Raw genomic sequence first — 22619 nt, forward strand, 5'->3', positions numbered from 1 at the left:
CGGCGCTTTGCCGTGCATTTGACCGGATGCGACCTGACTTGGCGCAAAGAATCGATTTCAACCGATTGAATCCTGCGTCAATTCTGTTTGCGCTGCAGCATTTTCACGCTAATCATTGCACCGATTTCCCGTTCCTTCCGCTGCTGGAGCCCAGTCCTTGGCCATCACGAAGATCCTCGTCGCCAACCGGTCAGAAATCGCCATCCGCGTCTTTCGCGCGGCCAACGAACTGGGCCTCAAAACCGTGGCGATCTGGGCTGAGGAGGACAAATACTCACTGCACCGCTTCAAGGCCGATGAGAGCTATCAGGTCGGGCGTGGCCCGCATCTCAACAAGGACATGGGGCCGATCGAGAGCTATCTGTCGATCGAGGAGGTGATCCGCGTCGCCAGGCTTTCAGGCGCCGACGCCATCCACCCGGGCTACGGGCTGTTGTCGGAAAGCCCCGAATTCGCCGAGGCCTGCGCGCAAGCAGGCATCACCTTCATCGGCCCGAAACCCGACACAATGCGCCGGCTGGGCAACAAGGTCGCCGCGCGCCATCTCGCCATCGAGGTGGGCGTGCCTGTGGTGCCGGCCACAGATCCGTTGCCGGACGACATGGAGGCTGTCAAGGAACTCGCCAAGACGGTCGGCTATCCGATCATGCTGAAGGCATCGTGGGGTGGCGGTGGCCGTGGCATGCGCGCCATTCGCTCGGAGGCCGATCTCGCCCGCGAGGTCATGGAAGGCAAGCGCGAGGCGAAAGCCGCCTTCGGCAAGGACGAGGTCTATCTCGAAAAGCTGATCGAGCGCGCCCGCCACGTCGAGGTGCAGGTGCTTGGCGACACGCATGGCAATGCCGTGCACCTGTTCGAACGCGACTGCTCGATCCAGCGCCGCAACCAGAAGGTCGTCGAGCGCGCGCCGGCGCCTTATCTCAGCGAGGACCTGCGCCAGGAGCTTTGCGGCTACGCACTGAAGATCGCGCGGGAGACCGGCTATATAGGTGCCGGCACCGTCGAATTCCTGCAGGACGCGGACAGCGGCAAGTTCTATTTCATCGAGGTCAATCCGCGCATCCAGGTCGAGCACACCGTCACCGAGATGGTGACCGGTATCGACATCGTGAAAGCGCAGATCCATATCCTCGACGGCTTCGCCATAGGCACGCCGGAATCGGGCGTGCCGGCGCAGAGGGACATCCGGCTGAACGGCCATGCCTTGCAGTGCCGCATCACCACGGAAGACCCCGAACACAATTTCATTCCGGACTATGGCCGTATCACCGCCTATCGCGGCGCCACCGGCTTCGGCATCCGCCTCGACGGCGGCACGGCCTATTCCGGCGCGGTCATCACCCGCTTCTACGATCCGCTGCTGGAGAAGGTCACGGCCTGGGCACCGACGCCGGCCGAAACGATCGCCCGCATGAACCGCGCCCTGCGCGAGTTCCGCATCCGCGGCGTCGCCACCAACCTCACCTTCCTCGAAGCGATCATCAATCATCCGAGCTTCGCCGACAATTCCTATACGACGAGGTTCATCGATACGACGCCGGAGCTGTTCCAGCAGGTCAAGCGCCAGGACCGCGCGACCAAGCTGCTCAACTACCTGGCCGACGTCAGCGTCAACGGCCACCCCGAGACGCGCGGCCGGCCGACGCCAAAGGCGGACGCGGCGGCGCCGGTGGTGCCCTATCTCAACGGCAATGTGCCCGGTGGCAGCAAGCAGAAGCTCGACGTGCTCGGGCCGGAGAAGTTCGCCGCCTGGATGCGCGAGCAGAAGGAAGTGCTGGTCACCGACACGACGATGCGCGACGGCCACCAGTCGCTGCTGGCGACCCGCGTGCGCACGCATGACATTGCCGGCATCGCCGGCACCTATGCACGCGCCCTGCCGCAGCTCCTGTCGCTCGAATGTTGGGGCGGCGCCACGTTCGACGTCGCCATGCGCTTCCTCACCGAGGATCCGTGGGAGCGGCTGTCCCTGGTGCGGGAAGCCGCCCCCAACCTGCTCCTGCAGATGCTGCTGCGCGGCGCCAACGGCGTCGGCTACACCAATTATCCCGACAACGTCGTGCAGCATTTCGTCAAGCAGGCGGCGGCGGGCGGCATCGACCTGTTCCGCGTCTTCGATTGCCTGAACTGGGTCGAGAATATGCGCGTCGCCATGGACGCCGTGGGCGCCGAGGGCAAGCTGGTCGAAGCGGCGATGTGCTATACCGGCGACATTCTCGATCCGGCGCGGGCCAAGTACGACCTGAAGTACTATGTCGGGCTTGCCACGGAATTGCAGGCAGCCGGCGCCCATATCATCGCGGTCAAGGACATGGCCGGCCTGTTGAAGCCATCTGCTGCCCGCGTGCTGTTCAAGGCGTTGCGCGAGGCGACCGACCTGCCGATCCATTTTCATACCCACGACACGTCGGGCCTGTCGGCGGCGACGGTGCTGGCGGCAGTAGAAAGCGGCGTCGACGCCATCGACGCGGCGATGGACGCCTTCTCAGGCAACACCTCGCAGCCATGTCTGGGTTCGATCGTCGAGGCGCTGAAGGGCACCGAACGCGATCCGGGCCTCGACCCGCAATGGATCCGCAAAATCTCGTTCTACTGGGAAGCCGTCCGCAACCAGTACGCCGCCTTCGAGAGCGACCTGAAAGGTCCGGCGTCCGAGGTCTATCTGCACGAAATGCCGGGCGGACAGTTCACGAACTTGAAGGAACAGGCCCGTTCGCTGGGGCTGGAGACGCGCTGGCACGAGGTGGCGCAGGCCTATCACGACGTCAACCTGATGTTCGGCGACATCGTCAAGGTGACGCCCTCCTCGAAGGTCGTCGGCGACATGGCGCTGATGATGGTGAGCCAGGAGCTGACGGTTGCCGATGTCGAGAATCCGGCCCGCGACATCGCCTTTCCGGACTCGGTCGTCTCGATGCTGCGCGGCGACCTCGGCCAGTCCCCGGGAGGTTGGCCGCAGGCGCTGCAGAAGAAGGCACTGAAGGGGGACAAGCCGATCACGGCGCGGCCGGGTTCGTTGCTGAAGCCGGCCGACCTCGGCAAGAGCCGCAAGGAGATCGAGGCCAAGGTCGAGCGCAAGCTGTCGGAATACGAGTTCGCCTCGTGGCTGATGTATCCGAAGGTGTTTTCCGACTTCGTCGTTGCGCAGGAGACCTACGGCCCGGTCAGCGTTCTGCCGACACCGACCTATTTCTACGGCATGAAGCCGGAAGACGAGATTTTCGTCGATATCGAGAAAGGCAAGACGCTGGTCGTGCGTTGCCTGGCCATCGGCGATGTCGACGAGAAGGGCATGGTCACCGTGTTCTTCGAGCTCAACGGCCAGCCGCGTCGCGTGAAAGTGCCCGACCGTGCGCATGGCGCCTCCGCCGCCAAGGCGCGCCGCAAGGCCGAACCCGGCAACGAGGCGCATGTCGGGGCGCCGATGCCTGGCGTGGTTTCGGCACTCGCGGTCGCCGCCGGCCAGGCTGTGAAGGCCGGCGACGTGCTGCTCTCCATCGAAGCGATGAAGATGGAGACGGCACTGCACGCCGAGCGCGACGGCACGGTCGCCGAGGTGCTGGTCAAGGCCGGCGACCAGATCGATGCCAAGGACTTGCTGATCGCCTTCAGCTAGGGCGCGAATAGCGTCGTCCTGCGCTTCCGGTGCTCACGAACTTTAAGTACGCTCCGCTGCGGTTCTCGGAAGCCACCATTCTCGGCTCGGCCTGAGGTGAATCTCGATAGGCCCAAGCCGATGTCGGCGAGATGGTTTTCGGCTTCTGTCGGCAGGCCCTTGGTGAGCTGTTCGATAACCGCTTGACCCCGTGCCCCCGGTCGGGCATCGAACCGCTGAAATTCGCCGCCGGCTGTTTTCCGAGTCGCGGCGCGGAGCCAATCCTTGGAGAAAAACATGGCCGACGATATTACCGAGACCAGCCAGACTGTTGCCGCCGGCCAGCTGCGTGCCCTCATCGAACGCATCGAGCGGCTCGAGGAAGAAAAGAAGACGATTTCCGACGACATCAAGGAAGTCTTCGCCGAGGCCAAGGGCACCGGTTTCGACACCAAGGCAATCCGCACCATCATCCGGTTGCGCAAGAAGGATCAGGCCGAGCGCCAGGAGGAGGATGCCATCCTCGACCTGTACATGGCGGCGCTCGGCATGGTGTAGCACTAACCGGCCCGGCGCCGACGTGGTTGCCGGAGATGCGCGGGTCGAACCCATATGAGTGAATTCGACTTCGGCGGCCGCCGCGCCTCGGAATTCCGCCATCGCGGCTTCTGGTCGCTGTTCGCTGAGCGGCATCCGGAAGAAAGAGCCCGGCTGGCGCGGCGTGGCCCCTGGTTCTGGCAGCGCGGGCTGCCGGACTTCGCCTTGGTCATTTCGATGTATGTCGCGCCGGCGCAGAACCATGTCGGGGTCTTCTTCGGCCGCAACGAGAAGTTCGGCGCCACGCAAAGCTGGTCCCGGCTGAAGCCGTTCCAGCCGGCGATCGAAGACAGGCTGAAGCTCCGGCCGGAACAAAGCTGCGAGGGTCTCGGTATCAACTCGATGTGGCGCGTCAACTGCTATGCCGAGGACAACTGGCCGGCGATCACCGACTGGCTGGTGACGGAATGCTCGCGTGTCGAGCGCGCCGTCATTGAGGTGCTGGGAGACGAAGGCCTGCCGCGAATCTGACGCGCTCCGCTCCTGCCTCGCCGCTCGGCTTCAGTTCGGCCGCTCATCTTGGCCAATTTCGTCCAGATGCTGCTGCAGAGCCAGTCGATCGAGCGATCCTATCGGCAGATTCACGAACAGCGCGATGCGGTTGCTCATCATGCGAAAGGCCTCGGCGAAGGCGAAATGCCGCTCGGCTTCGGTGCCGCCGGCCTTGGCCGGATCCGGCACCGCCCAAAGTGCAGTCATCGGATGACCGGGCCACACCGGGCAACTTTCATTCGCCGTGCTGTCGCAGACGGTGAAGACGAAGTTCATTTCCGGTGCGCCGGGTTTGGAAAACTCGTCCCAGCTCTTCGACCTGGCGAAGGACGTGTCGTAATTCAGGTTCTCCAGCAGCTGCAGCGTACGGGGATTGACGGTTCCCTTTGGCTGAGAGCCGGCGGAAAAGGCCTTGAAGCGGCCGGCGCCGAGACGATTGAGAAGTGCCTCGCCCATGATCGACCGGGCCGAGTTGGCGTTGCAGAGAAAGAGAACATTGTAGACATGGTCGCCCATTGCGAACTCCTCCGTGATGACTGTGCAATAAACAGAAACAACAAAGCTTCGGGAAAACGGTTGCCTTGATGGCAGATTTCCATGTCATGCTCGTGTCGCATTTCTGACCGGGGTCGCTTCGGCATATTATGGATGCCCCGCACTTGAAACTTGATCTCGTGGGCGAACCAAAGCCGGCGCACACGGTGATCCCGGCCGACTTCTCACGCGCCCTGGCGCGACGCGGTGCCGCTCGACCGCTTGTTCTGGCGCGACACGGTCGTCGGCGCCACATCAGCATCGCCTCATCGGTGGCGGCACTCGTCGTGCTCGGCCTGAAGCTGCCGTGTGGCGGACAGCCAAGAAAGCTGGCGGCGCCAAGGCTTCGCTTGTCATGCTGGGTTCGGCGCACTGCCTGATCGCGGCGGTCGTCGTCCGACGCGGCTGCCCGAAAATAAGAAAGGGCGGCCGGAGCCGCCCTTTGCAAGATGTGTCGACCGCGCCTCGTTCAGGCCGCCGGCTCGAATTTCAGCGCTACGCCGTTGATGCAGTAGCGCAGGCCGGTCGGCGGCGGGCCGTCCTCGAAGACATGGCCGAGATGGCTGCCGCAACGCGCGCAGTGGCATTCGGTCCGGACCATGCCATAGCTGCGGTCGACCGTGTTCTCGACCGAGCCCGGTACCGGATCGTTGAAGCTCGGCCAGCCGGTGCCGCTCTCGAACTTCAGCGTGGATTGGAACAGCGGCTGGTCGCAGCCGACGCAGGAAAAAGTGCCGGCACGCTTCTCATAGAGCAGCGCGCAACTTCCCGGCCGCTCGGTACCGTGATTGCGCATGACCGCGTATTGCTCCGGCGTCAGCCGGGCGCGCCATTCGGCGTCGGTTCGGGTGACGGGGTAAGTGTGGGTGTCCATCTGATCTCCTCAGCCTTGGCGGCTCGTTCTTGGTTGCAACGGGATATTCGCACAAACATAGGCATTTGTTACAGCGATATTCAGGTGAGGCCGGCCTGCAAATGGCGGCGTCCTCCGCTTCCGGTGCTCACGTACTTCAAGTACGTTCCGTTCCGGTTCTCGAACGCCACCTTTTTCGACTCGGCCTGACCTGAATCTCAGCCGCTCAGCCGGCAGATCAATGTTTTCTCGAAAGCTGCTTCGTCGCGCCTTCAAGCCCCGCCAGCGTCAGCGGGAACATGCGGCCGCCGAAGATGTCGCGGATCATGGCAATGGAATGGGTAAAGCCCCAGTTCTTTTCGCTCTCGGGGTTCAGCCACACCGCGTTCGGCCATTGCCGCAGGAGGCGGCCGAGCCAGACGCTGCCCGCCTCGGGGTTCCAGTGTTCCACCGAGCCGCCGGGGTGGGCGATCTCGTAAGGGCTCATCGAGGCGTCGCCGACGACGATGACCTTATAGTCGGGGCCATATTTGTGGAGGAGGTCGAAGGTCGGGATCGTCTCGGCATGCCGGCGGCGATTGTCCTTCCACACGCCTTCGTAGAGGCAGTTGTGGAAGTAGAAATATTCGAGCTGGCGGAATTCGGCGCGAGCCGCCGAAAACAGCTCTTCGACGCTTTTGATATGGTCGTCCATCGAGCCACCGACATCGAAGAACATCAGGAGCTTCACCGCATTGCGGCGCTCGGGCCGTGTCCGGACATCGAGATAGCCGTGCTCGGCCGTGGCGTGGATGGTTCCGGGCAGGTCGAACTCTTCCTCGGCGCCTTCCCGCACCCAGCGGCGCAGGCGCTTCAGCGCGATCTTGATGTTGCGGGTGCCGAGTTCGACGGCATCGTCGAAATTCCTGAACTCGCGCTTGTCCCATACCTTCACCGCGCGGCGGTTGCGGCTTTCGTGCTGGCCGATACGCACGCCTTCGGGATTGTAGCCATAGGCGCCGAACGGTGAGGTGCCGCCGGTGCCGATCCATTTCGAGCCGCCCTGATGGCGTCCCTTTTGTTCCTCCAGCCGCTGTTTCAGCGTCTCCATCAACTTGTCGAAACCGCCAAGCGCCTCGACCAGGTTTTTCTCCTCCTGGGTCAGGTGCTTTTCGGCGAGCCGGCGCAGCCACTCTTCGGGAATATTGGCGGCGTCTACCGCGTCAGGCCCACCCAGTGCCTCGATACCTTTGAAGACATGCGCGAACACCTGATCGAAGCGGTCGATATGACGCTCATCCTTCACCAGGGCGGAGCGGGAAAGGTAGTAAAATCCCTCGACGTCGTAGTCGACCAGTCCGGCTTCCAGTCCCTCCAGCAGCGACAGATATTCCCGCAGCGAAACGGGAACACGCGCTGCCTTCAGTTCGAGGAAGAAGGGGAGGAACATCTTCTATCTACAGCAGATCATACTCGATGAAACCCGTCCTGCGGGCGACATGGTCGTAGAGCTTGCGCGCGGTGGCGTTGGTCTCGTGCGTCATCCAGTAGACGTTCTTGACGCCGATCCTGGCCGCCTCATCCTGGACGGCCTTGATCAGGGCGGCGCCGATGCCCTTGCCGCGCACCTCGGGGTCGGCGAACAGGTCCTGCAGATAGCAGTTGTTTTTCTCCGACCAGCCGGAGCGGTGGTAGAGATAGTGGGTGAGGCCGACGGCCTTGCCGTCGAGGGTAGCGATAAAACCCTTCGGCTCGAATTCGCCGTCCGTGAACAGCCGCTTCCAGGTGACGGTGTAGACCTCTTCCGGCAGCTTCGTCTCGTAGAACGTCAGGTAGTCGGTCCACAGGCGGCGCCAGTCGGCATGGTCGGATTGAGCGAGCGGGCGGACAACGATCTCGGACATTTTTTATCTCCTCCGAAGGGTTCTGGCCGAAGCTGACGTGCTCTTCGGCCGGCGGCAACGGTCCACAGCCGGGGAAAGCGCTGCTGCTGGCCTCTATTGCTGTCTTCTGGCCATGAAGGCCAACCGCTCGAACAGATGCACATCCTGTTCGTTTTTGAGCAGCGCGCCGTGCAGCTTGGGCAGCGCGTTCTTGGGGTCGGCGCGCAGATCCTCGGGCGCGATGTCGTCAGCGACCAGAAGCCTTATCCAGTCCAGCGCCTCGGATGTCGACGGCTTCTTCTTCAGGCCGGGCACGTCGCGGATCTCGTAGAACTGGGTGAGGGCCGCACGCACCAGGTTCTGCTTGATGCCGGGATAGTGCACGTCGACGATCCTGTGCAGCGTGTCGACATCGGGGAAGCGGATGTAGTGGAAGAAACAACGGCGCAGGAAGGCGTCGGGCAGTTCCTTCTCGTTGTTTGAGGTGATGATGACGATCGGCCGGACGGCGGCGCGGATGGTCTCGCCGGTCTCGTAGACGAAGAACTCCATCCGATCGAGTTCCTGCAGCAGATCGTTGGGGAATTCGATGTCGGCCTTGTCGATCTCGTCGATCAAAAGCACGACCTTCTTGCCGGCCGCGAACGCCTCCCAAAGTTTGCCGCGTTTGATGTAGTTCTTGATGTCGTTGAACCTGCTATCGCCGAGCTGGCTGTCGCGCAGCCGCGACACCGCGTCGTACTCGTAAAGACCCTGCTGTGCCCGTGTCGTCGACTTGACGTGCCATTCGATGAGGTCGAGGCCGAGTGCCGCCGCCACCTGACGGGCAAGTTCCGTCTTGCCCGTGCCGGGCTCGCCCTTGACCAGCAAGGGCCGTTCCAGCGCGATGGCCGCATTGACCGCCACCATCAGATCCTTGTCGGCGACGTAGGCCGCCGTGCCTTCGAAACGCATTTTTGCTCCTCGGTTGGTGGTCGCGACCGTAAGGACGCTGCCGTGGCTGTGCAAGGGTGCGCCGGCTGCGACGAATGGCTTGAAACTCCGGACGGAAATATCCGTTTCCATGCGCGTGGTCACTCGGCGAGCCGAAGGGCGGTAGCACGAATAAGCAGACATCCGGGAAGACGGCGCTCCAGATCGTCGTCGGATATTGGCGGCAACGCCGGTCCTGGTGGGCATGGCAGGTATCGTGTCCGGCCCGGAATTCCTGCATGTCGCCGCTCCATGGCTTGTCGATCTCGACAGCCATTCCCCTTTCTGTCCGGGTTTTTCCTGGCCATTGGCCTCGCCTGGTACGGTTGCGTTCCCAGCATCGAAACCAAGACGGAACGGTTCCGGCTGCTTGCCGCCTGCACGTTTGCCGGTGGCTTGGCCCGGCTTGTCTCACTGCTGTCGGCCGGCACGCCATCGCCGGGTCACATCGCCGGTCTCTGCGTCGAATTGCTGGCGGTACCGGCACTGGTCTGGTGGCAGGGGCGCATTGCGAATAAAGCCATCGGAAAAAGCCAACTCTCTGGCGCTTGAGCCACCGGCGGCCTATATTGGCGATGACGGTCTGCGCTTCCCGGCAGGAGACACTTTTCCCCGGGGCCTTAACGATCCTTAGGGAGCTGTCCCTGGGAAGACCCGTGGGTTTTCTCACACGGCGCCCACCTACTTTGTAGGCACCCGGGATCGACCTCTCCACCGGTTGTGTGGATCGTCACTCATTGCCCATTTTCCGCGCATTCCGGCGGATGATGCGGTAGAAAACGTCGTTCCTAAAACGCCACCAAGATCTGACCTTTTCTATCGTCTTCGCATGACATCCTCAAAAGACCTGAAAAAACAGCTGCGCTTCGAGGCACTCGCGCGCCGCGACGCGCTCGATGAATTCTGGCGGGTGGAGGCGGCACTCGAAATGGCCGAGACGGCGCGCGATCATCTGCCCATCGAGCCTGGCCAGATCGTCTCCGGCTTCTGGCCGATGCGTTCCGAAGTCGACGTGCGGCCGTTGATGTTCGCCTTGCGCGAGAAGGGCGCACGGCTCTGCCTGCCCGCCATTCTCGACAAGACCACCATCGTCTTTCGCGAACTGGTTCGTGGCGCACCGATGGTCGACATGGGCTTTGGCACTGTCGGGCCGCACGCGGAGGCCGAAGTTCTCGACCCCTCCGTCATGCTGGTGCCGCTCGCCGCCTTCGATGCGCGCGGCCACCGCATCGGTTATGGCGCCGGCTATTACGATCGCGCGATCGCGAAGCTCGCCGACAAGGGGCATGCGCCCCGGCTGATCGGCATTGCCTTCGACTGCCAAGAAGTTTCGCAAGTTCCAGACGAGTCCCATGACGTGGTCATTGCGGAAATACTCACCGAGAGCGGGTTGCGCCGCTTCGCGCCGAAATTGTAGATAGTTCTTTGTAACGCATGATCTTTGCCGAAAAGTCATGCAACTTTTCGGGATCGGGCATAGATGAGACTTCTCTTCCTCGGGGACATGGTCGGCAAGACAGGCCGCACTGCGGTGTGGGAACAACTGCCTGGCCTGATCTCCGACTTCAAACTCGATTTCGTCATCGTCAATGGCGAGAACGCCGCTGGCGGCTTCGGGATCACCGAAGAGATCTTTCGCGACACGATCGCGGCGGGTTGCGATGTCGTGACCACCGGCAACCATGTCTGGGACCAGCGCGACGCACTGGCCTTCGCGCCGCGTGAGCAGCGTTTCCTGCGGCCCTCCAATTTTCCCAAAGGCACGCCCGGGCGCGGCTCCGGCGTCTACATCGCCAAAAATGGCGCGCGCGTGCTGGTCGCCAACATCATGGGCCGGGTGTTCATGCATCCCGAGCTCGACGACCCGTTCCAGGCGGGCGAGCGCGAGCTTGCCGCCTGTCCGCTCGGTGAACAGGCCGATGCCGTGGTCATCGATTTCCACGCCGAGGCAACTTCGGAGAAAATGTGCTTCGCGCATTTCGTCGATGGCCGCGCCAGCCTTGTTGTCGGCACCCACACGCACCAGCCCACGGCCGATCACCAGATCCTCAATGGCGGCACCGGCTACCTCTCCGACGCCGGCATGTGCGGTGACTATGATTCCTCGCTCGGCATGGACAAGGAAGAACCGCTCAACCGGTTTCTGTCGAAAGTGCCCAAAGGGCGTTTCGAAGCCGCGACGGGGCCGGCGACATTATGTGGCCTCGGCGTCACCATTTCCGACCGCACGGGCCTGACCGAGAAGATCGCGCCGTTTCGTCGCGGGCCACGGCTGGAAGAAACGGCTCCATCCTTCTGGGCATGACATTGATATGCCGAAGTATCATACCTAACTGGCGACGAAACTGCTCTAGATCGTAGAGGGGACGACCTCCATGCAGCTCGTTGAATTCCTGGCGCCGCATTTTCAATTCGTTTCTGATCCAACCGCCTGGGTGGCGCTATTGACGCTGGTGGTGCTCGAGATCGTGCTCGGCATCGACAATCTGATCTTCATCTCCATCCTGACCAACAAGCTGCCGGAAGCGCAGCGCGCCCGCGCCCGACGCCTCGGAATCTCCGCGGCGCTGATCATGCGGCTGGTGTTGCTCGCCACCATTTCCGTCATTGTCCAGTTGACGGCGCCGGTTTTCACCGCGTTCGGCCATGGTTTCTCCTGGCGTGACCTGATCCTGATCGCCGGCGGCCTGTTCCTGGTGTGGAAGGCGACCAAGGAAATCCATCACACCGTCGACCCCGTTGACCACCAGGACACGATGCTGGGCGAAACGCTCAAGATCTCGCTTGCCGGCGCGATCTTCCAGATCCTGCTGCTCGACCTCGTCTTCTCCATCGATTCCATCATCACCGCCGTCGGCATGACCGATGAGATCGTCATCATGTACATCGCGGTCATCGCGGCCGTCACGGTGATGATGCTGGCCGCCGGACCGTTGGCGGACTTCATCGCCAGGAACCCCAGCATCGTGATGCTGGCGCTGGGCTTCCTGCTGATGATCGGCATGACGCTGATCGCCGACGGCATGGGTTATCACGTGCCCAAGGGCTACATCTACGCGGCGATGGGTTTTTCGGCGCTGGTCGAGGGGCTCAACATGCTGGCGCGGAACCGGAAGAAATCGAAATCCGGCGAAGGGCACTGACAGCAAAAAGCTCAGCCGGGACAAACGCGATCAGTTAGCCAAGCTGGTCGTCTTGCCTGACGGGCGAAACGTCCGGCCCAGAATTGGAGCTAAGCCCGCCACGGCGCTCACCAGGCGTCGGGTTCGCGCACCATGTGAACGATGTTGGCCGGATTGGTGATCCAGCCACCACGGAAACCCTCGCCCAGCGGTTCGATGGCGTCGCAGCGTACGACACCGGCCTCGGCGAGATGCTCGGCGGCGCCCGGAAAATCCTGCGTGAAGAGTTCCAGCCAGACCTCGGCCTGGCTCATCGTCGGCGCCGCGTCGATCCATAGCCGGTTGGGGCCAAGTTCGAAGCCGATCGCCGGCGCCTTATCGGTGAATGGCTTGAGGCCGACGACGTCGCGGTAGAAGGCGACCGTCGCTTCGTACTGGTGGGTTGGCACCTTCATGGCGATGTTGATGCCGCCGGTGATCTTCGAAGTCATTGCGCACGTCCTTTGTCGCGGGAAGGTTGGGTTGTCAGCTTGCGTTCCGTCAGGGCAGATTGATCTGCCATGAGACACCGAACCTGTCGTTGAGCCAGGCAAAACGCCGGCTGAAGCCGTAATTGTCTGGCGGCATCAGAAACCCGCCGCCTCTGGAAAGCGTTTCGACGATGCGGTCCAGATCCTGTTCGGAGGAACAGTCAACGTAGAATGAGACCGAAGGTGTGAAGGTGAAAGCGTGGTGAACCGGGCTGTCGTAGACCATCACCTCCAGGCCGCTGATGGAGAGGCGCGCCAACTTGAGCGTTCCTTCAGGGCCGTCTTCGCCGGCGCCATAGCGTTTGACGTCAAGGACTCTGCTGCCCGGAATGGTCTCGCAATAAAGGGTCATCGCCTCTTCGGCTTTGTCTTCGAACATCAGGAATGGCGTTACTTTCGTCATTACGGGTTTCCCTCTTTCCTGTCGTCACTCAAACGTTGGTCTCGCTGGCGGGCTCGCCCTTCATCTCACTGCGGTAATAGCCGTCGCGCAGGTTGATGCCGTATTCGACATAGGCCTTCATGCAGGCCAGCATCTGCGACCATCCCTCGCAATTGAGATAGGACTTCTTCAGGCCGGCCGCGCCTTCCTGCCAGCCGCTCTCGGCGATGGTGACGAAGGTGCCGCCATCGTCGAGCGGCTCGAAATTCATCTCGATTCGGGTCTTGTAGGCCGGCTTTCCCTCGGCATCGGTGGCGTCCCAGCGCAACACGATGCGGCTGTCCTTGACCACCTCGTCGACCTCGACCGGCACCTTGCTCCACCAGACGACGCCCGAACCGGCGACCAGTGGCGCGCTGGCGCCGCCGATGGTGGTGAAATAACCGCTGAGCTTCTTAGGATTGACGACCGCGTCGAAGACTTCGGCGACCGGTTTGCCGATGCGGCCGGAAACCTTGAACCCAAGAGACATATCCACAGCTCCTTGCTTGATCGCACAAACGATATGTTATAGAAACATAACATGTCAAGCCGATCGAAGGACGACAATGTTTTCAAGGCGCTGGCCCATCCGCGCCGGCGTGAAATGCTCGATCAGTTAAAAGACGAGCCCAAGACCACCGGCATGCTGTGCGATGCCTTTCCCGATATCGACCGCTGCACCGTCATGCTGCATCTCAAGGTGCTGGAGGAGGCGGATCTGATTGTTGCGCGCCGTGACGGACGCGAGCGCTGGAACCATCTCAACGCGCTGCCGATCAAGCAGATCCACGACCGCTGGATCAGCCAGTATGCCGGCCATGCGCTGAGCATCATCGACCGGCTGAAATCCGATCTGGAAGCATAGGCACGGACGGGATCGCCGTAGCGCGGCGCGGCTGGACGAATTGAGCCGATTTATCTATAAGCCGGCCATTCCGACAGGAGCGCCGCGCGTCCACCCGGACGCATCAGGGACGTTCTGAAATTTTGAATTCGAGCCTTTTGCAAAGGCGAGATGACGCATCTCGCGGCAAGACGCTCTAGCCGAACACGACAGGGGTGCCATGGCTGGCCATTCACAGTTCAAGAACATCATGCACCGCAAGGGCCGACAGGATGCGGTGCGGTCGAAAATGTTTTCCAAGCTGGCGCGCGAAATCACCGTTGCCGCCAAGAGTGGGACGCCGGATCCATCGATGAACCCGCGCCTGCGCCTAGCGATCCAGAACGCCAAGGCGGTGTCGATGCCGAAGGACAATATCCAGCGCGCCATCAACAAGGCCTCGATGGGCGATGCCGAGAACTACGAAGCCGTGCGCTACGAAGGGTATGGGCCCGGTGGCGTCGCCGTGATCGTCGAGGCGCTGACCGACAACCGCAACCGTTCGGCATCCAATGTCCGCGCCGCCTTCACCAAGGCCGGCGGCGCGCTTGGCGAAACCGGATCGGTGTCGTTCATGTGGGATCGCGCCGGCGAAATCTACTATCCGGCCTCGGTCGGCGGTGCCGACAAGATCATGGACGCGGCGATCGAAGCCGGCGCCGACGATGTCGAATCGGATGAGGAAGGCCACACGATCTATTGCGCCTTCGAGAATCTCGGCGAAGTGTCCAAGGCGCTTGAAGCCTCGCTCGGCGAGGCCGAATCGGTCAAGACGATCTGGAAGCCGCAGAACAATGTCCCGGTCGACGAAGAGCGGGCGCAGTCGCTGATGAAGCTGGTTGCGACGCTCGAGGACGATGACGACGTGCAAAGCGTGTACGCCAACTTCGAAGTCGACGACGAGACCTTGGCCAAGCTCAGCGCGGCGTGAGTGACGCCCGATACGACATGAGCAAAGCTCAGTTGCCCGCCATCCGCATCACCTACTGCACGCAGTGCCAGTGGCTGCTGCGCGCCGGCTGGATGGCGCAGGAGCTGCTCTCCACCTTTGGTACCGATCTCGGCGAGGTGACGCTGGTGCCGGGCACTGGCGGCATCTTCACCATCTCGTGCAACGATGTGCTGGTCTGGGACCGCAAGCGCGACGGCGGGTTCCCGGACGCGGCCAAACTCAAGCAGCTGGTCCGCGACGTCCTCGATCCGGACCGTGACCTCGGTCACGCCGATCGCAAGGCGAAGAGCTGATATCCTCTCGCCAAAGCTGGACGGTCATTTGCCGCGCCTCTTTCCCAACACAGCCCCGATCCCGGCACCGATTGCTATGCCCATGCCGATGCCGACGGCTGGGTCATCCATCGCCGCGCCAAGGGCGGCGCCGAGGCCGACGCCGACCGCAATGCCCACTGCCATGGTCGAATAAGGATCATTCATGGCTCTTCTCCCGATAATGCTCGTGACCGCCGCGGTGCCCGGATGCGGCGACCCGGAAACCTGTCAACGCGCCGCGAACCAGAAGGATGCCATCGCCATGATGGCTGTGACGGTGCGGACATGGTTCCACATCACCCAGTCCCTGAGAAAGTCGGTCCAGACGCCGGCGCCATTGCTGCTGGCCGGATCGACGGCGGCCAGCGCGCCGTTGAGCGGCACGTTGAAGACCATGGTCACGATCGGGTTGCCGACGAGATAGATCAGTGCGCCGGCGAGAAGCCAGAGCGAACCCGGCTGACCCCAGCCGATGATGGCGCCGGCGATAAGCACGAGGCAGATCAGGCCGGTGCCGAAAAGGGCCGTCATGAACATTGGCGTGATGACGGCGACGTTGATCGAATTCATGGCGGCGATGCCGCCCGCCGCGGGCAGCCGGGCGAGCGCCGGCATGACGAAATTGGAGAAGGCGAAGAACACGCCGCCGACGACGCCGGCGCCGATCGCGGCGATAAAGGTGAGGGTGGGAAGAAATTTCGAGATCATGTCGAGTTCCTCCGTTGAAATATGAGTAATCCTCATATTTGTAAAACGTGATAAACTTTCGTATTTTACGAGTCAAGCCATTCGAGGCGATTTTGCCGAGCGCGATTGTTGAGACAGATTGTTGGAGACAGCCATGGAAGGCACGCGGGCCAACGAGCAGATCGCTTCGCCGCGCCGGGCACCGAGCCAGCAGCGCAGCCGCGAACGGGTCGAGCGCATGCTGGCCGCCGCCTCGGCGCTGATCGCCGAGCAAGGCAGCGATGCCATGCGCATGGGCGAAGTCGCCGAACGGGCTGAAGTGTCGATCGGGTCGCTCTACCAGTTCTTTCCGGACAAGCGGGCGATCGTCTGGGCGCTGGCCGAGCGTTATACCGTGGAAAGCCAGGCCTGCATCTCGGCGGCACTCAAGGATGTAACGGATGCAGAAGGGCTGCGGCGCGCGTTTTCAGAGCTGGTCGATATCTATTACAGGCTGTTCCTGGCCGAGCCGGTGATGCGCGACGTCTGGTCGGGCACACAGGCCGACAAGGCGTTGCGCCGGCTTGAACTCGCCGACAGCCGCGCCAACGCCGAATTCCTCGTCGCGGTGCTGAAGCGGCTACGTCCCGGCGCCGACCCCGTCTCACTGGAGACCACGGCGTTCCTCGTCTGGCAGATGGGCGAGGCGGCCATGCGGCTGGCGATCTCGGTCGAGCGGCAGGAGGGCGACAGGCTGGTCGCCGCCTACAAGCGCATGGCGCTGCGGGAATTGCTGGCGGAATAGGGACGCCTTGAGCTTCCGGTAGCGTTCACAGTTGGCGAAACCCGTCAGGGAACGGAGCCCCCTCTGCCCCTATAGAGACGGGGACAAAGGAGATGGTTTTGCGCAATAAAAAACCCGCCACGACGGCGGGTTTTTCAAATTCTGCAGGGGTGACTGGCCTTAGAGGCCGAAACCCTCGAAGCGCTTCTTGAACTTCGACAGGCGGCCGCCGCGGTCGAGCAGGGTCTGCTGGCCGCCGGTCCAGGCCGGGTGGGTGGTCGGGTCGATGTCGAGGTTCATCGTGTCGCCTTCCTTGCCCCAGGTCGAACGGGTCGTGTATTCGGTGCCGTCGGTCATGACGACCTTGATGGTGTGGTAGTCGGGATGAATAGCGCTCTTCATGGCTCGGTTCCTGGCTTGCTGGCGCGGCGGACGGGCATAAGCCTGCGTCGATGCGCCCCTTTTTAAAACTCGAAGCCGCAGCTATTGAGGAGCCACGGCTTCTAAAACGGTCGGCGTGCCTATACATCAGCCGGAATTGAATCACAAGCGGCGGCGAGCGCATATTGAGGCGCATATGCCGAGGCGGCCAGAGGAAACATCGAGATGGCGCAATCCAGCAGCGCAGACGAGCGCCGCCGCTCGCTCAAGCCGCTCAGACGCCTGTTCCCCTATATCGGGCACTATCGCACGCTGGTCGTCGGCGCCATCATCTCGCTGACCATCGCGGCGGCAACGACATTGACGCTGCCACTGGCCGTACGACGCATGATCGATCACGGTTTCTCGTCGTCCAGCACCACCTTCATCGCCGAATACTTCGCCGCGCTGGTGGTGATGGCCGCCGTGCTGGCGGCGGCATCGGCCGGCCGTTATTATTTCGTCATCACGCTCGGCGAGCGCGTCGTCGCCGACATCAGGCGCGATGTCTTTGCCCATGTGACGACGCTGTCGCCGGCCTTCTTCGACACCGCCCAGTCGGGCGAGATCGTGTCCCGGCTTGCCGCCGACACCACGCAGGTCAAGTCGGCGGTAGGCGCCACGGCCTCGGTCGCGCTGCGCAACGTCATCCTCGGCCTCGGCGCTGTCGGAATGATGGTCGTCACCAGCCCGAAACTGTCGGGGCTGGTCATAGCGGCCATTCCAATCATCGTGCTGCCGCTGGTCGCCTTCGGCCGCTCCGTGCGGCGCAAGTCAAGGCAGGCGCAGGACACGCTCGCGGAGGCGACAGCCTATGCCAGCGAGCAGATCGGCGCGGTGCGCACGCTGCAGGCCTTCACCAACGAGAAACTGGTCACCGGACGCTTCTCGGGCGCGGTGGAAGCCGCCTTCGATGCGGCGCGGGCCTCGATCTTCGCGCGCTCGTTCCTCACCTTCTTTGCCATCTTCACCATCTTCTCGTCCGTCGTGGCGGTGCTGTGGTTCGGCTCGCGCGACGTGCTCGACGGCACACTGTCACCCGGTACGCTTGGGCAGTTCCTGCTTTATTCGGTGTTCGCCGCCGGTGCGCTCGGCGCGCTGTCGGAGGTCTGGGGCGAACTTGCGCAAGCGGCGGGCGCGGCTGAGCGGCTGACCGAGATTCTTGCCGAGACGCCGGCGATCCGGGCGCCGGCCGAGCCGAAGCCGATGCCGGCGGCCGCCAAGGGCGCGATCGCCTTCGATGACGTCTCCTTCTCCTACCCGGCAAGGCCCGACCGCGCCGCCGTCCATGGCTTGAGTTTTTCCGTCAAGCCCGGCGAGACCGTGGCCATCGTCGGTCCCTCGGGTGCCGGCAAAACCACCGTCTTCTCGCTGATCCTGCGCTTCTACGATCCCGAAACCGGCAAGATCCTGATTGACGGCGTCGACGTCCGCGAAGCCGATCCAATTTCGGTCAGGCAGCGCATCGCCATCGTGCCGCAAGACGTCACCATCTTCGCGGCGAGCGCGCGCGACAATATCGGTTTTGGCCGGCCAGGCGCCAGCGAGGCCGAGATCGAGGCGGCTGCGAAGGATGCGCTGGCCGATCAATTCATCCTCAAGCTCGAGAAGGGCTACGACAGCGAGGTCGGCGAGCGCGGTGTGACACTGTCCGGCGGCCAGCGCCAGCGGGTGGCGATCGCCCGCGCCATCCTGCGCGATGCGCCGATCCTGCTGCTCGACGAGGCGACCTCGGCCCTCGACGCCGAAAGCGAGACACTGGTGCAGACGGCGCTCGAGCGGCTGATGCAGGGGCGCACCACCATCGTCATTGCCCACCGGCTGGCGACGGTGCTCAAGGCCGACCGGATCCTGGTCATGGATGGCGGCCGCATCGTCGAGGAGGGCACGCATCAGAGCCTGGTCGCCAAAGGCGGCATCTATGCGAGGCTGGCCAAACTGCAGTTCGAGACCGGCGCCAGCGCCTTCAGGGGCGCGGCGGAATAATCCGCGACCGCCTTACAAGAACGTCGCTATGTCCTTGAGCGGACGCTTTTCCAGCGCATGCGCCGGGATGGTCGCACCGTCCTTTGGGTAGCCGACAACCATCAGTATGTATGGCTTGTCATGCGGGTCGCGCCCGCAAATCTGGTTCAAGAAACTCATCGGATTGGGTGTGTGGGTGAGCATGACGAGGCCTGCCCGGTGCAGTGCCGCGATCAGGAAGCCGGTGGCGATGCTGACCGATTCCGGCACATAGTAATTCTTGCGCAGCACGCCGTCGGCCGAGCGGCTCTTGCGCTCGCCGAAGATGCAGATCAGCCACGGCGCTTCTTCCAGAAACGGCTTGTTCTCGTCCGTTCCGAGCGGGGCCAGGGCTGCAAGCCATTCCTCTCCGGCACGGCCGGCGTAAAAGGCGCGCTCCTCGGCTTCAGCCGCATCGCGAATCTTTTTCTTGATCGTCGGGTCGCCGATCACGGCGAAATGCCATGGTTGATGATTGGCGCCGTTCGGCGCGGTGCCCGCGGCCAGGATGCAGGTTTCGATAACATCGCGCGGCACCGGCCTGGATGAGAAATCGCGCACCGTGTGGCGGGCGCGCAGCTCGGCATAGAAGGCGTCGGCATTCGCGCGCATCGTCTCGAGCGGGAGTTCGCGATAGTCGGGCAGGGGGACAGGTGCGTAGGAGACGTTCATCGGAAACTCGCGGCTACGTTGTCCAACAATATTGTCGGACAATCCTATTGGATGCAAGCTGGAATGCGGGGTATGGACCGACAGGCCTGTCGGTCATGGCGGGCTAAAATGCTCGTCGGAAAGCGACTGGACCAGAAGGCGTGATGCATCGATGTGGTGGCGCATCGCGGCTTCGGCCGACGCAGCGTCACCGGTGAGGACCGCATCGACGATTCGCCGATGCTGGGTATTGCTCCGGAAGACGTTCTCGCGGTCGATCAGCAAGCGGAACTGCAACCAGTAGATCGAGTTGGAAAGACGCAGCAGTGACTGCGTCAGAAGTACGTTGTCGGCAATATGCGTAAACATGGCGTGGAAGCGGTGGTTCAGATTGGAGAAGGCGGTCATGTCGTTGGCTTCAACCGCCTGGTCCATCTCGTCCTGCAGGTCGAGCAGCCGGCGCGGGGCGGCTTGCAATGCCGGCACCGCCAGGCCAACCGCAAGCGCCTCCAGGGCGCCGCGAACCCGGAAGAGATCGTTGACCTCCTTGCGCGACAATTGGCGAACCACGACGCCGCGATGCGGCTCGAGGGTCAGCAGCCCGTCGGCGGCCAGCCGTTGGAAGGCTTCACGCACCGTTGAGCGCGACACGCGGTGACGGCGAACGAACTCGGCCTCGGTGAGGCGTTGGCCCGGCGCCAGATGACCGCCCCTGACGGCGGCGGTGATGGCGAACGCCACTTGCTGGACGGTTGAAGCGCTATCCTGGTCGGCCAATGGTTTCCCCCCCACCCGCACTCCGCATCACAAAGAGTTTCAGGCCGCGATGCATCTTGCCGGCGCCCGGCCTGGCTCAGTTCGCCTCGGTCTCGGCATAGGCGAAATTGTAACTCCAGAACGAGTTGTCGACCATCTTCCTGCGGGACTTCAGATAGGAGCCGATGTCCTTGGCCGGAACCCGATCGCCGATGGTCTTCAGAAACCAGTCGACCTGAAATTCGGTCGGCGTGCTCGACCAGCGCGCCTTGAAGGCGACATAGGGCGTGATCACGTCGTCGGATTTCTCGGGTCCGGCAAACTTCGCCTTCAGGTTCCTGACGATGCATTGATGACGCTTGAACATCGGGCTGCCGAGCCAGACCGGCCCGGTCCGGCCAACCATGTCCGGCTGCGGCAAATTGCCGATGCCGACATCCGCCTTCAGCGGAAAATCCTTGGCGAGATCATCCTCGTCGAGAGCCTCCGGCGGCAACTGGTAGGCTTCGACCGTCGTGACGATGTTGCCGTCGCGATCGTCCCGTGTCGCCAGCGGCGCCAGACTGGCCATCCCGGGATACTGGCGGTTGTAATACTGGAGATAGTCATCGGCGAGCTTGTTGGCCGATTGCGAAACCAGCCTGTAGCGCATGCTGTCGGCGTCCGCGTCCCGGTAGGTCGTGGTGACCGTCAGCTTCAGCGCCTCGCCCTTGCTTTGTGGGAAGTCTAACGCCTCGCTGACGAAGGTCGTCGGCTGGAAAAGCTCCTTACGTTCGATCCGTTCCATCCGCGCGCTGCCGGCGACGATCGGCAAGGCAAAGCCGTAGTCGGGCGGAACAAGATTCTCGGCCCTGCCGCCCTGCAGATAATTGGTCGCATCGATCCAGTATGTCTGGCTTCTGATCGAAGCCTTGACGATGACATGGTCGAAAGCGCGGATCGTCGGCAGCATGTCGCCAAGCGCCAATCCATCGTCGAGATCCGTCAGGGCCGGATCGGCCTGGACGCCGAGGCGGCGCAGGCTGGAGGCAAGGAGCAGGGCCTTGTCCTTGCAGTCGCCAAAGCCGCTGGCGATGACGGTGCCCGGGGAGCGGGGAATATAGGAGCCGCGGCCCATCGACAGGCTCACATAACGGATGCTGTCCTGAACCAGCCGCATCGCCTCGATCATCCGGTCTTCCGGCCTGGCGTATCTGGCGGCGATGTCATCGAGCTTGGCGGCGAAGGCGGCCGGCAATTCCTGATCGAGCCGGTAGTAAGGCAACATCGCGTCGACGACATCCTGCCACCTATCCGTCGAGGAAACCTGCACCGTCGGATAGGTGAGGAAATCCGCCGGCAGGTTCTCCTCGGGCTTGACCGGGAGAGGATTGATGCTTTGCCAGGTGTAGGTTTTGAACGCACCTTCGGTCTTGATATCCGGCTGGATGTCGGTGCGGACCTGGCGAATGTTCAGGGGCTGGCTTGCCGGCCAGATGACCTTTTCGCGGATCAGCGCGATAGGCTCGCCCCAAGCCACGGCGACCGAGTGGAAAAACAGATCCGCGCCGACGATCGGTGTCCTGATGGTGGTCTTGCCGTAGTCGATGATATCGCCGACGCGGACATCGTCGACATTGACATAAGCGGTGAGCCAGCCATCGAACAGGCCCTTCTCCGCATCCTTCTCGCGCCGGAACACATCGAAGCTGGCCCCTGGCAACCGCTCGATCACCACGCCGTCGCGGATGATGTTCAGCCAGTTCATCGTGACTTGCGACGTCGCCGGGTCGAATTCGAAATTGACGGCGGCGCCCTGCTCGAGCCCGGTGCGGTCGACTATTCTGTAGGCATAGTGGTCGAACGCCTCGATGCCATCAGGCCGATGACGGATCTGATACTCCGAGACAAGATTGGAGATGCCGCTCTTGATCTGGCTGTCGAAGCGCGGGTCGGCCCTGGGAAGCTCGATCCGCTCGATCCAGCCGCCGGCGGCGCCCTTGTGGATTTCGGCGTCCGCCATGGCCGGCGCGCAGAACATCGCGAAGGCAATCAGCAAGAAAAGCCGTGTGATCGCAGAAGATGACACCGGAAAGCACCCCGCCCGTATGATCCCAACGTCTTGCCAGATACCGTCGGATACCACCAGTGATAGAAAAATGGACGCGAGCTAGCAAGATCGCCGCCGTGCGGGAAGCCCGGCGGCGATCTTGGTTCGTCGGCAGCCGC

The 22619-nt window shown here is 62.7% G+C and carries 26 protein-coding genes and 1 other RNA gene; 13 read left to right on the forward strand and 14 right to left on the reverse strand.

Annotated features, from left to right (window positions below):
• The first annotated feature begins 157 nt into the window (after positions 1–157).
• The 3 genes from pyc (at position 158) to LB556_RS10805 (ending at position 4663) form a co-directional block, all read left to right on the forward strand.
• Positions 158–3616, forward strand: a complete 3459-nt coding sequence (gene pyc / locus LB556_RS10795) for a pyruvate carboxylase (protein WP_224566837.1) — start codon at positions 158–160, stop codon at positions 3614–3616.
• A gap of 276 nt (positions 3617–3892) precedes the next feature.
• A complete protein-coding gene (locus LB556_RS10800) occupies positions 3893–4153 on the forward strand; it encodes a DUF2312 domain-containing protein (RefSeq protein WP_015315223.1) in 261 nt (86 codons plus the stop codon).
• A 54-nt stretch (positions 4154–4207) separates the two neighbouring features.
• Positions 4208–4663, forward strand: coding sequence for a hypothetical protein (locus tag LB556_RS10805; protein ID WP_224566839.1), 456 nt, complete (start codon positions 4208–4210; stop codon positions 4661–4663).
• A 30-nt stretch (positions 4664–4693) separates the two neighbouring features.
• Here LB556_RS10805 and LB556_RS10810 read toward each other — a convergent pair whose 3' ends face one another.
• The 5 genes from LB556_RS10810 to LB556_RS10830 form a co-directional block, all read right to left on the reverse strand.
• On the reverse strand, positions 4694–5200 hold the full coding sequence (locus LB556_RS10810) for an arsenate reductase ArsC (RefSeq protein ID WP_224566841.1): 507 nt from the start codon (positions 5198–5200) through the stop codon (positions 4694–4696).
• 487 nt (positions 5201–5687) lie between these two features.
• A complete protein-coding gene (gene msrB / locus LB556_RS10815) occupies positions 5688–6092 on the reverse strand; it encodes a peptide-methionine (R)-S-oxide reductase MsrB (protein WP_140793055.1) in 405 nt (134 codons plus the stop codon).
• 217 nt (positions 6093–6309) lie between these two features.
• On the reverse strand, positions 6310–7500 hold the full coding sequence (locus LB556_RS10820; RefSeq protein WP_224566843.1) for a vWA domain-containing protein: 1191 nt from the start codon (positions 7498–7500) through the stop codon (positions 6310–6312).
• Positions 7501–7507: 7 nt separating this feature from the next.
• A complete protein-coding gene (locus tag LB556_RS10825) occupies positions 7508–7954 on the reverse strand; it encodes a GNAT family N-acetyltransferase (RefSeq protein WP_224566845.1) in 447 nt (148 codons plus the stop codon).
• A gap of 93 nt (positions 7955–8047) precedes the next feature.
• Positions 8048–8887 carry an AAA family ATPase gene (locus LB556_RS10830; protein WP_224566848.1) on the reverse strand — a complete coding sequence of 280 codons (840 nt, stop codon included), beginning with the start codon at positions 8885–8887 and terminating at the stop codon, positions 8048–8050.
• Between the two features lie 270 nt (positions 8888–9157).
• Here LB556_RS10830 and LB556_RS10835 point away from each other — a divergent pair, with 270 nt between their 5' ends.
• The 5 genes from LB556_RS10835 (at position 9158) to LB556_RS10855 (ending at position 12048) form a co-directional block, all read left to right on the forward strand.
• The gene (locus tag LB556_RS10835) at positions 9158–9457 is read left to right on the forward strand and encodes a DUF4345 domain-containing protein (RefSeq protein WP_224566850.1); all 300 of its coding nucleotides are present in this window, start codon (positions 9158–9160) and stop codon (positions 9455–9457) included.
• 25 nt (positions 9458–9482) lie between these two features.
• Positions 9483–9638, forward strand: a non-coding RNA gene (ssrS, locus tag LB556_RS10840) — 6S RNA.
• A 96-nt stretch (positions 9639–9734) separates the two neighbouring features.
• Positions 9735–10322, forward strand: a complete 588-nt coding sequence (locus tag LB556_RS10845) for a 5-formyltetrahydrofolate cyclo-ligase (RefSeq protein ID WP_224566851.1) — start codon at positions 9735–9737, stop codon at positions 10320–10322.
• Between the two features lie 63 nt (positions 10323–10385).
• Complete coding sequence (locus LB556_RS10850) at positions 10386–11210, forward strand: YmdB family metallophosphoesterase (RefSeq protein ID WP_224566853.1); 825 nt, start codon at positions 10386–10388, stop codon at positions 11208–11210.
• Between the two features lie 70 nt (positions 11211–11280).
• Positions 11281–12048, forward strand: a complete 768-nt coding sequence (locus LB556_RS10855; RefSeq protein ID WP_224566855.1) for a TerC family protein — start codon at positions 11281–11283, stop codon at positions 12046–12048.
• A gap of 107 nt (positions 12049–12155) precedes the next feature.
• Here LB556_RS10855 and LB556_RS10860 read toward each other — a convergent pair whose 3' ends face one another.
• The 3 genes from LB556_RS10860 to LB556_RS10870 are packed head-to-tail and all read right to left on the reverse strand — an operon-like array spanning position 12156 to position 13471.
• Positions 12156–12518: a VOC family protein gene (locus LB556_RS10860; RefSeq protein WP_224566857.1), complete on the reverse strand. Its 363-nt coding sequence runs from the start codon at positions 12516–12518 to the stop codon at positions 12156–12158.
• Positions 12519–12567: 49 nt separating this feature from the next.
• Positions 12568–12960: a VOC family protein gene (locus LB556_RS10865; protein WP_224566859.1), complete on the reverse strand. Its 393-nt coding sequence runs from the start codon at positions 12958–12960 to the stop codon at positions 12568–12570.
• Positions 12961–12988: 28 nt separating this feature from the next.
• Positions 12989–13471, reverse strand: coding sequence for an SRPBCC domain-containing protein (locus LB556_RS10870; protein WP_224566861.1), 483 nt, complete (start codon positions 13469–13471; stop codon positions 12989–12991).
• Between the two features lie 51 nt (positions 13472–13522).
• Between LB556_RS10870 and LB556_RS10875 the strand changes: the two genes are divergently transcribed.
• The 3 genes from LB556_RS10875 (at position 13523) to LB556_RS10885 (ending at position 15109) form a co-directional block, all read left to right on the forward strand.
• On the forward strand, positions 13523–13846 hold the full coding sequence (locus LB556_RS10875) for an ArsR/SmtB family transcription factor (protein ID WP_224566863.1): 324 nt from the start codon (positions 13523–13525) through the stop codon (positions 13844–13846).
• A gap of 199 nt (positions 13847–14045) precedes the next feature.
• Complete coding sequence (locus LB556_RS10880) at positions 14046–14795, forward strand: YebC/PmpR family DNA-binding transcriptional regulator (protein WP_224566865.1); 750 nt, start codon at positions 14046–14048, stop codon at positions 14793–14795.
• A 17-nt stretch (positions 14796–14812) separates the two neighbouring features.
• Positions 14813–15109: a SelT/SelW/SelH family protein gene (locus tag LB556_RS10885; protein ID WP_224566867.1), complete on the forward strand. Its 297-nt coding sequence runs from the start codon at positions 14813–14815 to the stop codon at positions 15107–15109.
• A 24-nt stretch (positions 15110–15133) separates the two neighbouring features.
• On the opposite strand, the gene LB556_RS10890 is transcribed toward LB556_RS10885, so the two are convergent.
• Positions 15134–15295, reverse strand: a complete 162-nt coding sequence (locus LB556_RS10890; RefSeq protein ID WP_224566868.1) for a hypothetical protein — start codon at positions 15293–15295, stop codon at positions 15134–15136.
• A 63-nt stretch (positions 15296–15358) separates the two neighbouring features.
• The gene (locus tag LB556_RS10895; RefSeq protein WP_224566869.1) at positions 15359–15838 is read right to left on the reverse strand and encodes a DUF1772 domain-containing protein; all 480 of its coding nucleotides are present in this window, start codon (positions 15836–15838) and stop codon (positions 15359–15361) included.
• A gap of 133 nt (positions 15839–15971) precedes the next feature.
• On the opposite strand from LB556_RS10895, the gene LB556_RS10900 reads away from it, so the two are divergent.
• Positions 15972–16601, forward strand: a complete 630-nt coding sequence (locus LB556_RS10900) for a TetR/AcrR family transcriptional regulator (protein WP_224566870.1) — start codon at positions 15972–15974, stop codon at positions 16599–16601.
• 159 nt (positions 16602–16760) lie between these two features.
• Here the strand turns inward: LB556_RS10900 and rpmE are convergent, their stop codons facing one another.
• Positions 16761–16982 carry a 50S ribosomal protein L31 gene (gene rpmE / locus LB556_RS10905; protein WP_010912060.1) on the reverse strand — a complete coding sequence of 74 codons (222 nt, stop codon included), beginning with the start codon at positions 16980–16982 and terminating at the stop codon, positions 16761–16763.
• Between the two features lie 204 nt (positions 16983–17186).
• Here rpmE and LB556_RS10910 point away from each other — a divergent pair, with 204 nt between their 5' ends.
• On the forward strand, positions 17187–18986 hold the full coding sequence (locus LB556_RS10910) for an ABC transporter transmembrane domain-containing protein (protein ID WP_224566871.1): 1800 nt from the start codon (positions 17187–17189) through the stop codon (positions 18984–18986).
• 12 nt (positions 18987–18998) lie between these two features.
• On the opposite strand, the gene LB556_RS10915 is transcribed toward LB556_RS10910, so the two are convergent.
• From LB556_RS10915 to LB556_RS10925, 3 genes are all read right to left on the reverse strand, one after another.
• Positions 18999–19676 carry a nitroreductase family protein gene (locus LB556_RS10915; RefSeq protein ID WP_224566872.1) on the reverse strand — a complete coding sequence of 226 codons (678 nt, stop codon included), beginning with the start codon at positions 19674–19676 and terminating at the stop codon, positions 18999–19001.
• Positions 19677–19769: 93 nt separating this feature from the next.
• Positions 19770–20396, reverse strand: a complete 627-nt coding sequence (locus LB556_RS10920) for a GntR family transcriptional regulator (RefSeq protein ID WP_318011277.1) — start codon at positions 20394–20396, stop codon at positions 19770–19772.
• Positions 20397–20508: 112 nt separating this feature from the next.
• Positions 20509–22479, reverse strand: a complete 1971-nt coding sequence (locus LB556_RS10925) for a DUF3857 domain-containing protein (protein ID WP_224566875.1) — start codon at positions 22477–22479, stop codon at positions 20509–20511.
• Positions 22480–22619 lie beyond the last annotated feature (140 nt).

Source organism: Mesorhizobium sp. ES1-4, from assembly GCF_020164745.1.
GTDB lineage: Bacteria > Pseudomonadota > Alphaproteobacteria > Rhizobiales > Rhizobiaceae > Mesorhizobium.